At 53.9% G+C, this 12,773-nt stretch carries 14 protein-coding genes; all 14 read left to right on the top strand.

Annotated features, from left to right (window positions below; translation table 11 throughout):
* Positions 1-10: 10 nt before the first annotated feature.
* The 14 genes from HCR03_RS00805 to HCR03_RS00870 all read left to right on the top strand — a co-directional run bounded on the left by HCR03_RS00805 (position 11) and on the right by HCR03_RS00870 (position 12,773).
* Positions 11-496: a cell division protein SepF gene (locus tag HCR03_RS00805; RefSeq protein WP_066642491.1), complete on the top strand. Its 486-nt coding sequence runs from the start codon at positions 11-13 to the stop codon at positions 494-496.
* Positions 496-1,251 carry a YlmH/Sll1252 family protein gene (locus HCR03_RS00810; protein WP_066642489.1) on the top strand — a complete coding sequence of 252 codons (756 nt, stop codon included), beginning with the start codon at positions 496-498 and terminating at the stop codon, positions 1,249-1,251. The genes HCR03_RS00805 and HCR03_RS00810 overlap by 1 nt, the downstream gene beginning before the upstream one ends.
* 16 nt (positions 1,252-1,267) lie before the next feature.
* Positions 1,268-1,912, top strand: coding sequence for a DivIVA domain-containing protein (locus tag HCR03_RS00815; protein ID WP_066642486.1), 645 nt, complete (start codon positions 1,268-1,270; stop codon positions 1,910-1,912).
* A gap of 40 nt (positions 1,913-1,952) precedes the next feature.
* A complete protein-coding gene (ileS, locus tag HCR03_RS00820) occupies positions 1,953-4,739 on the top strand; it encodes an isoleucine--tRNA ligase (RefSeq protein WP_066642483.1) in 2,787 nt (928 codons plus the stop codon).
* 185 nt (positions 4,740-4,924) lie between these two features.
* Positions 4,925-5,404 (top strand): signal peptidase II, encoded by a 480-nt coding sequence (gene lspA, locus HCR03_RS00825; RefSeq protein ID WP_066642480.1) that lies wholly within the window; start codon positions 4,925-4,927, stop codon positions 5,402-5,404.
* Positions 5,404-6,324 carry an RluA family pseudouridine synthase gene (locus HCR03_RS00830; RefSeq protein WP_228725046.1) on the top strand — a complete coding sequence of 307 codons (921 nt, stop codon included), beginning with the start codon at positions 5,404-5,406 and terminating at the stop codon, positions 6,322-6,324. Before lspA ends, HCR03_RS00830 begins: the two co-directional genes overlap by 1 nt.
* 23 nt (positions 6,325-6,347) lie before the next feature.
* Positions 6,348-6,791 (top strand): ComEA family DNA-binding protein, encoded by a 444-nt coding sequence (locus tag HCR03_RS00835; RefSeq protein ID WP_066642474.1) that lies wholly within the window; start codon positions 6,348-6,350, stop codon positions 6,789-6,791.
* A gap of 147 nt (positions 6,792-6,938) precedes the next feature.
* A complete protein-coding gene (locus HCR03_RS00840) occupies positions 6,939-7,385 on the top strand; it encodes an NfeD family protein (RefSeq protein ID WP_228725047.1) in 447 nt (148 codons plus the stop codon).
* 21 nt (positions 7,386-7,406) lie between these two features.
* Positions 7,407-8,336 (top strand): SPFH domain-containing protein, encoded by a 930-nt coding sequence (locus HCR03_RS00845; RefSeq protein WP_066642472.1) that lies wholly within the window; start codon positions 7,407-7,409, stop codon positions 8,334-8,336.
* Positions 8,337-8,677: 341 nt separating this feature from the next.
* Positions 8,678-9,175: a 5-(carboxyamino)imidazole ribonucleotide mutase gene (gene purE, locus HCR03_RS00850; protein WP_187037953.1), complete on the top strand. Its 498-nt coding sequence runs from the start codon at positions 8,678-8,680 to the stop codon at positions 9,173-9,175.
* Positions 9,176-9,208: 33 nt separating this feature from the next.
* Positions 9,209-10,243, top strand: a complete 1,035-nt coding sequence (gene purM / locus HCR03_RS00855) for a phosphoribosylformylglycinamidine cyclo-ligase (protein ID WP_187036238.1) — start codon at positions 9,209-9,211, stop codon at positions 10,241-10,243.
* The gene (gene purN / locus HCR03_RS00860; RefSeq protein WP_066642463.1) at positions 10,237-10,881 is read left to right on the top strand and encodes a phosphoribosylglycinamide formyltransferase; all 645 of its coding nucleotides are present in this window, start codon (positions 10,237-10,239) and stop codon (positions 10,879-10,881) included. Before purM ends, purN begins: the two co-directional genes overlap by 7 nt.
* Positions 10,869-11,579, top strand: a complete 711-nt coding sequence (locus HCR03_RS00865; protein ID WP_066642460.1) for an IMP cyclohydrolase — start codon at positions 10,869-10,871, stop codon at positions 11,577-11,579. Before purN ends, HCR03_RS00865 begins: the two co-directional genes overlap by 13 nt.
* Positions 11,580-11,594: 15 nt before the next feature.
* Positions 11,595-12,773: a phosphoribosylaminoimidazolecarboxamide formyltransferase gene (locus HCR03_RS00870; RefSeq protein WP_187036240.1), complete on the top strand. Its 1,179-nt coding sequence runs from the start codon at positions 11,595-11,597 to the stop codon at positions 12,771-12,773.

The following is a 12,773-nucleotide window of genomic DNA, read 5'->3' on the forward strand; positions in this document are numbered from 1 at the left end:
TGCTCATTTTATGCCCGGATTTGTAGAAAAAATCAAGGACATGTGGAATCCGCCCGAGGACGAATACGAATACGACTATGCGGAAGAGCCGGAAGAGGTAGATTCAATGGCTGGTGACAAAAGAGAAAGCGAAGCTGAAATGCAGCAGCGTGAATCCGCAAGACGCATGCAGGCGATCAATTCGGGGAATAAGGTTGTCAATATCCATGCCACGGCTCAGCTTCAGGTGGTTCTTTTTAAGCCGGAGCGCTTTGGGGAAGAAACCTGCGCTACTGCGGACGAGCTGTTGAAAATGCACACCGTTGTTCTGAATCTTGAAAACACCAACAAGGATGTTTCGCGCAGGATCATTGATTTTCTCAGCGGAGTTGCCTACGCCAACGGCGGAAAAATCAAGCGCGTTGCAACCAGTACGTTCATTATAACGCCGTACAACGTCGACCTGACCGGGGACGATGTTCTGGATGAGCTGGAAAGTAACGGCGTTTACTTTTAATGGAACAGAAACCGGGTTCGGCGGCGCTTGAATCCAGATTCCGCGACCTCACGCGCCTTTCCTCATCCGGCGGCAGAGCCAGGTTCATGGGCTTTCTCGATGAGCGGGAGGCTTTTGCAGTTCATGGTTTCGCACAGCGGGAAAAAGAGCGGTGCACGATGCTTTGGGGCGGCTATCCCGATGCGGAACGCGTGATGTTCGGCGCGTTCCCCGACTTTATGCAGCCGGATGGGGACGCTTTTCCCATTGCGGCAGTGACTGCGGCTTTCCGAAAATGCGACAGGCTTTCCCACAGGGATTTTCTGGGGGCGCTTCTTCATGCCGGAATTGAACGAAGCGCCCTCGGGGATATCCTTGTTGAGGAGGGCCGATGCGTTTTTTTCTGCCGGGATGAAATTTCCGGATTCCTGATTTCTCAGATTTCGAAAATCGGCGGCATCGGCGTCCGCTTGTCAGAAGGATACGGCGAACCTCTGCCGCAGGCGCATCATTTTGAGGAATGGACCGCCGTAATCGCTTCCGCGCGACTGGACTGCGCGGCCGCGGCGGCGGTCTCCACAAGCCGGGAGAAAGCTTCGGAGCTGATTCGTTCCGGCTTGGTGCAGCTGAATCATGAAACCGTCGTTTCTCCTTCGGAAGAAATCCGGGAGGGCGATAAGCTTTCCGTCAGGGGAAAAGGCCGGTTTGTCCTTGACCGGGTGGGACCTGTCACCAAAAAGGGCAGACTTATCATAAGGGGCCGAAAATATTTGTAGTAGGGGTGTGTTTTCTATGCTTTCGATGAACGACATTATTAACGCCAGTTTTCGTAAATCAGGTTTTTCCGGATACAAAACCGACGATGTCGACGTCTTTATCGATCAGGTCAGGGATACTGTCGACCAAATGCAGAAAAAAGAGGTTGAACAGGAAGAGCTGATTGATAAGCTGAGGGCTGAAAATCAGCAGATGACCGAAAAAGTGAAAATTCTTGCCAATAAGGTAGAGGAGTTCCGCTCTCAGGAGGATGAAATCAAAAATGCCCTGATCAGCGCCCAGAAGGTTGGGGATGCCTCCGTGCGCGAAGCGCGCCACAGGGCGGAGATCATCCTGAAAGACGCCAATCTGAAAGCCGAGCATATCGAACAGGAAGCGCGCGAGAAAACCGAGGAACAAAGAAAGGAAATGGAACGTCTGCAGCGGGCTGTTTCGGATTTTCGCTCCCATTTGCTTGCCGCATATAAAGAACACCTTACCCTGATCGACGCCTTGCCCTCCAACAAGCCGGAGTCAAAGCAGGAAGCGGCTGTGCCCGCGTCTGTTCCGCTGCCGGAGCCGGAACCTCAAAGTGCTTCTGCCGCTCAAGCCGGCGAGGAAGCGCCCGAGATGTTCCAGGCCGATATCTCCTGCTTTGAAGCCGAGCCGGCGCAGGATTAAAAACCGCACGAATTCTAAATCTTAAGGAGAGAGTCAACCAATGGATTATAAAAGCACCCTGAACCTTCCAAAGACTGATTTCCCGATGCAGGCGGGCTTACCGAAAAGGGAGCCGGATCTGATGGGAAAGTGGCAGGAGGAAAAACTTTATCAGAAAGTTTTGAAAAAGAACGAAGGCCGTCCTCTTTATGTGCTGCACGACGGCCCTCCGTACGCAAACGGAAACATCCATCTGGGAACCGCTCTCAATAAGATTCTGAAAGATATCATTGTCCGGTACCGCAATATGGCCGGTTACAAGGCTCCTTATGTTCCCGGGTGGGATACCCATGGCCTTCCGATCGAACGGAAGGCGATCGACAGTGTCGGGCTGGACAGCAGGAACGACGATCCCGTTTACTTCCGGAACCAGTGCAGGGACTTTGCCTTGACGCACATCAGCAGCATGACCGAACAGTTTCAGCGGCTCGGCGTGATCGGCGACTGGGAGCATCCCTATGAAACGCTCAGTCCGGATTTTGAAGCGAAGCAGATCGAAGTATTCGGCGAGATGGCGTTAAGAGGTTATATTTATAAGGGCCTGAAACCGGTTTACTGGTGCGCGCATGATGAAACGGCTTTGGCCGAGGCGGAAATCGAATACAGCGAGGATCCCTGTGATTCCATTTATGTAAAATTTCGCGTGACGGACGATAAAGGTCTGCTGACGGCCAAGGGTGCGGATCTCTCAAAGACGTATTTCGTGATCTGGACGACGACGACTTGGACGATTCCGGCGAACACGGCGATCTGCCTTGGCCCGGATTTCGATTATTCCCTGGTAAAAGCGGGGGACGAGTATTATGTTCTTGCGTCCGCTTTGACGGAAGCAACCATGCGGGAAGCCGGCATTTCGGAATATGAAAAGATTGCCGAATTTAAGGGCAGCGAGCTGGAGCATATCCGCACGGTGCATCCGTTTATCGACCGCCCGTCTCCGATCATCCTCGGCGACCATGTCACGCTGGAAAGCGGAACCGGCTGCGTTCACACCGCCCCTGGACACGGAATTGAAGACTATGACGTCTGCCATAATTTTTACCCGGAAATTCCCGTCATTGTGCCGGTCGACAGCCGCGGCAGGATGACCGCCGAAGCAGGCAAACGCTTTGAAGGTCTGACCACGGAAGAAGCGAACGGCGCCATCCGCGATTATCTGAAGGAAATCGGCGCCCTGCTTGCCGTAAAGCACATCATCCACCAGTATCCGCACTGCTGGCGCTGCAAGCATCCGGTGCTGTTCCGCGCCACGGAGCAATGGTTCTGCTCCGTGGAAGCGATCAAGGACAAAACGGTGGAAGAGATCAACAAGGTACAGTGGATTCCCGAATGGGGACGCGACCGCATCACTTCCATGGTCCGCGACCGCAAGGACTGGTGCATTTCGCGCCAGCGCCTTTGGGGAGTACCGATTCCGATTTTTTACTGCAAGAACTGCGGGAAAGAGCTTGTCACCCGCGAAACGATCGAGGCGGTTGCGGCCGCTTTCCGGAAAGAAGGCTCCAACGCATGGTTCAGCCATTCGGCGGAAGAACTGCTGCCGAAGGGAACACACTGCGATTGCGGCTGTACGGAATTCACGAAGGAGACCGACGTCATGGACGTTTGGTTTGACTCCGGCTGCAGCCATGCTGCGGTTCTGACCACCCGCGACGACCTGCACTGGCCGGCAGAGCTTTATCTGGAAGGGAACGATCAGCACCGCGGGTGGTTTCAATCCTCGCTTTTAACCAGTGTTGCCTGGAGGGGACAGGCCCCCTATAAGGCGGTGCTGACGCACGGAATGGTCATCGATCTGGAAGGGCGCAAGATGTCAAAGTCCCTTGGCAACGGCATCGCACCAGGAGAAGTCGTCCAGAAGTACGGCGCCGATATTCTCCGTCTTTGGGTTGCTTCCAGCGATTATCAGGCGGACGTTCGTATTTCCAATGAAATTTTGAAGCAGCTTTCCGATGCGTACCGGAAAATCCGCAACACCGCCCGCTTCATTCTTGGAAATCTTTCCGACTTTACACCGGACAGGGATATGGTTTCCCCCGACCGTCTTCTTCCGATCGACCGCTGGGCGCTTAACCGCTTTAACGGCCTGCTTCAAGGGGTTGACAAGGCGTATCGGAACTTTGAATTCCACGCCGCCTATCACGCGATTCATAATTTCTGCGTGGTGGATATGTCGAATTTTTATCTCGACGTGCTGAAAGACAGACTTTATGTGGAAAAGGCGGAGAGTGAGGAGCGCCGCGCGGCGCAGACCGCGATGTTCCTGATTCTTTCCGGTCTTACCCGTCTGGTTGCCCCGATTCTTGCCTTTACCTCGGATGAGATTTGGCACAGCATGCCGCATCTGAGCCGGGAGAACCAGGAATTTGTCATGCTGAACGACCTCCCGAAGCCCGTGGACGTGAATGCGGACGAGGAATTCGTCGCAAAGTGGGACCGGATTCACCAGATTCGCGACGAAGTGAAAAAGGCGCTCGAAATTGCCCGTAAGGACAAGACGATCGGCGCGCCGCTTGACGCGGAAGTTCAGCTTTACTGCACCGGCGAACTTTATGATTTCGTAAAGTCGGCGGAAGATGAGCTGAAGACCGTTTTGATTGTCTCCGGCGTGGAAGTTTTCAGCGATGGGTCCGGCACGTTCCAGGGCGAGGAGCTTCCGGAGCTTTCTGTTTCGGTTGCGCATGCTCACGGGGAAAAATGTGCCCGTTGCTGGTGCTACAGCGATTCGGTCGGCACCGATCCGGAGCATCCGGATATCTGTGCCCGGTGCGCGAAAGCGCTCGAGTAACACGAAACTGTATAACCGTGCCGGCAGCCGGCAAAGGCTGCTCGGTACGGCTTTTTTGTTATGGGACGGCTTTGTTGGGGTTTATGGTTCTTTTTCCTATCTTTTTGTGGACAAACTATGAACGCGCCTCTATAATAAATAGAGTGAACCGTAACGAATGAATTTTCTGATAAGGAGATGTTTTTTTGCCTTTGATCATACTGCTTCTGTCGGTTCTGGTCATTGCAGCAGACCAGGTTTTAAAGCTGCTGGTGATTCAATATTTAAAGCCGGACGGGGTAAAAACGATTTTTGACGGCCTGCTGTCTTTTGTCTATGTGGAAAACCGGGGAGCGGCGTTCAGTATTCTTCAAAATCAAAGATGGCTGTTTATTGGGATCACACTGGTGATCTGCATCCTGATTATTTACGCGCTGTTCCGCTACGGAAATCATGAGTTCTTTTCTTACGCAGCCTCCGCACTGATTGTGGGCGGCGGAATCGGAAATTTGATCGACCGCATTTTAAAGGGCTTTGTTGTGGACTACATTCATGTTTCCTTTTTTCCCGCGATCTTCAATTTCGGCGATTGCTGCGTGACGGTGGGAACCGTGTTTTTAATGATACATGTCCTGTTCTTCGCGGATGACAGTCACGGCGCGGAAAAAGTTCTTCGGACCAAATAATGATGGAATTGCAGCATAAAATGGTAGAAGCGGAGCAGGCCGGTTTGCGGCTGGACAAGTTTCTCAGCCTGAGCATGGAGAATGTGACCCGGTCCGCGGCGGAAAGATGGATTGACGACGGGCTTGTTACAAAGGACGGGCGGCCTTTGAGCAAAAGTTATCGCTGCGCAGAGGGGGATTTTCTTGAAATCCGGATTCCGGACCCTGTCCCTCTTGAAGTCCGGCCGGAAAAAATTCCGCTCGAAATCGCCTATGAGGACGACGACCTGCTCGTGGTGAACAAACCGAAGGGCATGGTGGTCCACCCAGCGCCCGGCCATCCGGACCGAACGCTGGTCAACGCGCTGCTTGCGCATTGCGGCGCGTCTCTTTCCGGAATCAACGGAGTGTTGAGGCCTGGAATTCTGCATCGGATCGACAAGGATACCAGCGGACTGCTGATTGTCGCAAAAAACGATTTCGCCCATCAAAAATTGGCGGTTCAGATTAAAGACCACAGTTTCACGCGGATTTACGAGGCGGTTGTACACGGCAATCTGAAGGAAGACAGCGGTACGGTGGATGCGCCCATCGGGCGCCATCCGGTTGATCGGAAAAAGATGACCGTTACCAAACAGAATTCCAGAAACGCCGTGACTCATTATCAGGTCATTGCCCGGTACTGCGGGTTTACCCATATCATGCTGAAGCTTGAGACCGGGCGCACCCATCAAATTCGGGTGCATATGGCCTATTTGGGCCACCCGGTGGCGGGCGACCCCGTCTACGGACCGAAAAAGCCGGCTCCGGGCCTGGACGGTCAATGCCTGCATGCCAGGCTCATCGGCTTTGTGCATCCCCGCGACGGAAGGTATCTGGAGTTTTCCAGCGAGCTGCCGGCTTATTTTACGGATTTTCTGAATCGGCTTACTTTGCTTTAGCTTTCTAAAGGGATGGGACCAAAATGGATGAGGAATCCCGGCAAAAAAAGCTTTTGATTTTGCTGGCGGCGGTGATCTGTTCGGTTATGATCGGCTACAACGCCTTTTATGTGCCGGACGCGACCGTCGCCTGGAGACAGGAATCTTCTTCGCGGTCGGAAACACCGGCTTTTTTCTCAAGCGGATCGGAACCGGCGTCCTCCGATTCTGCGGTTTCTGCCGGCGTGCGGAGTGCCGCTTCATCGGGCTTGTCTTCGGCGGTCCGAATCAGCGGCAAAGTGAATATCAATACGGCGACCCCGCAGGAGCTGAGCGACGGGTTAGTCGGAATCGGAAAAACACTGTCTCAGCGCATTGTTGACTACCGCGAAAAAAACGGGCCGTTCCGCTCGATTGAAGAAATTAAGAATGTATCGGGAATCGGCGATAAAATTTTTGATCAGATACGGGACTCTATCACAACTTAAAAAGAATTTTGAAACGGGCACCCAATCAAGGAGATGCGCGGCAAAGCCTGATTCTGCTCTGTTTATATTGCGTTTTTCATAGTTTTATGGTACCATATGCTATAGATGGGGATTTCATCCATCCGGGTCCTTTTAAGGGGGGTCTTATTGATTTATATTCTATATATGCCGTTTATCTGGATTGCCGTCATGGTGCTTGCCGCTGTTCTGGAAGCTTCCACGGCGCAGCTGGTTTCCATCTGGTTTGTTGTGGGCGGAATCGGGGGACTGATCGCCAGTCTTGTCGGAGCCTCGGTTTCCGTGCAGGTGCTTATTTTTGCGCTTGTATCTGCGGTTACGCTGATTGCCACAAGACCGTTTGTCAAAAAAGTTCTGGATTTTAAAACGACCGGAACAAACGCGGATCGTTATCTTGGAAAGATTGCCGTCGTGACTGTTGAAATTAACAATACGCTTGGCGTGGGTCAGGTCAATGTTCTGGGGAGCATCTGGACGGCGCGTTCGTCCGACGGCTCCGTCATCCCTGTCGGATCGCGCGTATCTGTTGAATCCATAGACGGTGTGAAACTGATCGTCCGTTTGAAGACCGATTAATTTTTTATGGAGGGATTATTCATGGGTGGATTTATTGTCGGCATTGTTATTATTCTTTTGGTAATCATCCTGCTGATTTCAAACATCAAGGTGGTGCCGCAGGCTCACGCTTATGTGCTGGAGCGTCTCGGGGCCTATCATGTTACCTGGAATACCGGTTTGCATATCAAGGTTCCGTTCGTTGATAAAATTGCAAAAAGGGTTTCGCTGAAGGAGCAGGTCATTGATTTTCCCCCTCAGCCGGTGATTACGCAGGACAACGTGACGATGCAGATCGATACGGTGGTCTATTTTCAGATTACGGATCCCAAACTGTACGCGTACGGCGTGGAACGTCCGCTTTCCGCAATAGAAAATCTGTCCGCCACAACGCTGCGGAATATTATCGGCGATCTTGAATTAGATAAAACCCTGACGTCTCGCGACACCATCAACACGCAAATCCGTACGATTTTGGACGAGGCGACCGACGCATGGGGCATCAAGGTCAACCGAGTGGAACTGAAGAATATAATTCCGCCGAAAGAAATTCAGGATTCCATGGAAAAGCAGATGAAGGCCGAACGTGAGCGCCGCGCCCAGATTCTTACCGCAGAGGGCGGAAAGCGCAGTGCGATCCTGATCGCGGAAGGCGACAAAGAGTCCGCTATTTTGCGCGCCGACGCCGCGAAGCAGACCAAAATCCTGGAAGCACAGGGTCAGGCGGAAGCGATTATGCTCGTGCAGAAAGCCTTGGCCGACAGTATTGTTTTACTGAATACCGCCAATCCGGCCGAGAACGTGATTGCGCTCAAGAGTCTGGAAGCGTTCCAGAAGGCCGCGGACGGAAAGGCGACCAAGATTATCATTCCGTCCCAGATTCAATCCCTGGCAGGGCTTGCCACTTCGCTGAAGGAGTTGGTTGTTGACGCTCCAATGGGCGGGCAGACGGGTAAGTCTGCACAAAGTTAATTCTCACTTGATTTGTATTCCTTGCTAAAGAGTCGAAAAAACATTCCTTAGGAAGGGAACAGTTGAATTTGTTGTTGGAATCCCCTACAATAATAGGGCGAGGATTTCGGAGGTGGATGCAATGACAGGGTTGGGAAAAAATCGGGCCCAAAAGATTTCTGTCGGTGCTGTCCTTGCCGGGTGTGTTAAAATTCTACAGTAGAACTGCAGGCTGCGCCGGAAAAAGGCGCAGCCTTTTTCCGTTTCGGAGTCCGGCAGCCGTTTTTCTTCCGCCATTCTCGTCAGCAGTGTCCGCCAGCCTTCTGTTTTTAGACAGATAAAGGAGAATAAAAATGCAGAATATGAAAAAGGTAGCCGTGATAATGGGAAGCGACAGTGATTTTCCGGTTGTCTCGGCCGCGGTCAAAAAGCTCAAGTCCCTTGAAATCCCATGTGAGGTACATGTTCTTTCCGCACACAGGACACCCGCCGAGGCGGCTGAATTTGCAAAGAATGCCAAAGCGAACGGTTTCGGCGTCATGATCGCCGCTGCCGGGATGGCTGCGCACCTGGCAGGTGTGCTTGCGGCCTACACCACTCTGCCGGTCATTGGAATTCCGATGAAATCTTCCGCTCTTGAAGGGCTGGACGCGCTGCTCGCGACCGTACAGATGCCCGGCGGAATTCCGGTCGCGACCGTAGCGGTCAACGGCGCGGAGAACGCGGCTGTCCTCGCGGCGCAGATTCTTGCCCTTGGAAATAATGAGCTGGCCGAAAAGCTGGAGCAGATGAAACGGCAGATGAGCGAAAAGGTTGCCGCAAAAGACGCGGCGATTCGTGCGCAGGCAGAACAGCTCTGAAAGGGTTAATCAAGCAGATTGATGGAGGAAAGAATGAAAAGTTACAGTGAAAGTTACAAGGCGGCCGGTGTGGACGTGACGGCGGGATACCAGGCAGTGGAACGGATGAAAAGCCATGTGGCAAGGACGAACATCCCGGGAGTCCTTTCCGGCATCGGGGGGTTCGGCGGCTTGTTCCAGCCTGATCTTTCCGGAATGAAAGCTCCGGTTTTTGTCAGCGGTACCGACGGGGTGGGAACCAAGCTGAAGCTCGCGTTTTTAATGGACAAGCATGATACGATCGGGATCGACTGTGTTGCCATGTGCGTAAACGACGTGGTCTGCTGCGGTGCAAAACCGCTGTTCTTTCTCGATTATTTGGCCGTGGGCAAAAATCACCCGGAAAGTATTGAGAAAATCGTATCCGGCGTCGCGGACGGCTGCGTTCAGGCCGGGTGTGCGCTGATCGGCGGAGAAACCGCGGAGATGCCCGGTTTTTACCCGGCCGACGAATATGACCTTGCCGGATTCACGGTCGGCGTTGTAGACCGCGGGAAAATGCTGGACAGTACTTCTGTTCGCCCCGGGGACGCGCTGGTCGGATTGGAGTCCTCCGGACTGCATTCCAATGGCTTTTCCCTGGTGCGCAAGGTGTTCAATATCGGGGACCGGAACGTGAACATGCAGATCGGCGATCTTGGCTGCACCCTGGGCGAGGAACTGCTCAAGCCGACGAAGATTTATGTCAAACCGATGCTTGAATTGATGCGGCAGCTCCCTGTCAAGGCGGTTTCCCATATTACGGGCGGCGGATTTTATGAAAATGTTCCGCGTATGCTTCCGGCGGGCGTGACGGCCCGAATCGAAAAAAACCGTCTGCCGCAAATGCCGGTCTTTGCTCTTTTGCAGCAGCAGGGAAATATCCCGGAGCGCGACATGTACAACACCTTCAACATGGGAATCGGAATGTGCGCCGCCGTAGCCCCGGAGAATGCCGACCGGGCGGTGAAATTCCTGAACGCGAACGGAATGCCGGCTCGTGTCATCGGTGAAATTGCCGAAGGCGGGGAAGGCGTCGAGCTATGCTGAACATTGCCGTTCTTGTCTCCGGAGGAGGAACCAACCTGCAGGCGCTGATCGACGCGCAGAAAGCCGGTAAAATACCGGGCGGAAGGATTACTCTGGTTGTGTCAAGCAGAGAAGACGCCTATGCCCTGACCCGCGCGGAACAGGCCGGGATCCGTACCGAGGTGTTGCGGCGGCGCAGCTTCTCCGAACAGGATGATTATGATACGGAACTGATCGGCCTGCTGGAGCGGGAACACATCGGACTCATCGTACTGGCCGGTTTCATGACAATCATCAGCCCGCGCGTGATTGAACGCTACCGGAACCGGATGATCAACATCCATCCGTCGCTGATTCCGGCTTTTTGCGGGGAGGGCTGCTACGGCTTGCGGGTGCATCAGGCCGCGCTGAAAAAAGGGGTCCGGGTGACGGGCGCTACGGTTCATTTTGTCAATGAGGTCTGCGACGGCGGCCCGATCATTTTGCAGAAGGCCGTGGAGGTTTTGCCGGGGGACACTCCTGAGACCCTGCAGCGGCGCGTCATGGAGCAGGCGGAATGGAAGCTGCTGCCGAAGGCGGTTGCTCTGTTCTGCGCGGGGTTTCTGGAAGTTGAAAACGGCGTTGTGAAGATAAAGGGGGATTTGCCATGCAGCGAATGAATTTAGCGGAATATCTGGGTTCCAATCCTTACCCGGGAAGAGGAATTCTTCTCGGAAACAGCGAAGACGGAAAGTATGCTGTTATTGCCTATTTTATCATGGGACGCAGTGAAAACAGCCGGAACCGGGTCTTCGAGGAAGAAGGGCAGGGCATTCGGACACGGGCGTTCGACGAGTCAAAGCTGAGCGACGCATCCCTGATTATTTACTCCCCGGTTCGGGTATCGGGGGCTTTTACGGTTGTGACAAACGGAGATCAGACGGACACGGTCTGCGAGTATCTGGAGGCGGGCAAATCATTTGTAGAAGCGCTGCGCACACGTACTTTTGAGCCGGATGCCCCGAACTACACACCCAGAATCTCCGGACTGGTTCAAACGGAGGGCGGGCTCCGGTTTACCCTTTCGATTTTAAAAAGCTGGGACGGGTCGCCGGACTCCGCGCACCGCCAGTTCTTTGAATACAATTCACCCGCCGCCGGGGAAGGAAGAATCATCCATACTTATTCCGGCGACGGGGATCCGCTCCCTTCCTTTGAGGGCGAACCGGTCCGGGTCGCGCTGGAAGGCGGAATAGACGAACTGACCCACGGAATCTGGAACGCTTTAAACGAAGACAATAAAATTTCGCTGTTTGTCCGTTTTATCAACCTGAAAACAGGACTGACCGAAACAAGAATCCTGAATAAGAACCGCTGAGAGGGAGGAACTGGAATGGCAAACGAACTGATGCTGAAATACGGCTGCAATCCGAATCAAAAGCCCGCCAGAATTTTTATGGAAAACGGCGGACCGCTGCCCGTTAAAATTCTGAACGGCCGTCCCGGCTATATCAACTTTATGGACGCGTTCAACAGCTGGCAGCTGGTGCGGGAATTGAAAGCGGCCTGCGGTCTGCCGGCGGCTGCTTCCTTTAAGCATGTCAGCCCCGCGGGAGCGGCGCTGGGGGTGGAACTGTCCGACACGGTCAAAAAGATTTGTTTTGTGGACGACCTGGAGCTCTCTCCGCTGGCGTCGGCGTATGCCGCGGCGCGCGGCGCGGACCGGATGTCCTCCTACGGCGACTTTGCGGCTCTGTCGGACGTCTGCGACGAACAGACGGCCCTTGTGCTGAAGCGGGAGGTATCCGACGGTGTGATCGCCCCCGGATACACCGAAAAGGCGCTGGAAATTCTCAGGTCAAAGCGAAAAGGCACGTACAATATCATTCAAATCGACCCGGATTACAGGCCTGAACCGATCGAGCATAAGGATGTGTTCGGAGTCACATTCGAGCAGGGCCGTAACGAAGCGGTGATCGGCCCCGAGCTTCTGGCCAATATCGTCACAAAAAATCATGAAATCCCGGATGAGGCGAAGCGTGACCTCATTCTGTCACTCATCGCGCTGAAATATACGCAGAGTAATTCCGTGTGCTACGCGCAGGACGGAAGAACCATCGGCGTCGGCGCCGGACAGCAGTCCAGAATTCACTGCACGCGCCTTGCGGGGAATAAAGCGGACAACTGGCTGCTGCGTCAGCACCCGAAGGTGATGGGGCTTCCGTTCGTCGCCGATATCCGCCGTCCGGACCGCGACAATACCATTGACGTTTATATCTCTGATGATTCTCAGGACGTGCTTGCGGAAGGCGTCTGGCGGAATTTCTTTACGGTTAAGCCCGAACCGCTCACACGGGAGGAGAAGCGGGACTGGCTGAACCGGCAGACCGGCGTGTCCCTTGGCTCCGACGCGTTTTTCCCGTTCGGGGACAACATTGAGCGCGCGCACCGGTCCGGCGTTTCCTATATTGCGCAGCCGGGAGGCTCGATCCGCGACGACAACGTGATTGAGACCTGCGATCAATACGGAATCGCAATGGCGTTCACCGGCCTTCGCCTGTTTCATCACTGA

The sequence above is a fragment of the Caproicibacter fermentans genome (genome assembly GCF_014303955.1).
GTDB lineage: Bacteria > Bacillota > Clostridia > Oscillospirales > Acutalibacteraceae > Caproicibacter > Caproicibacter fermentans.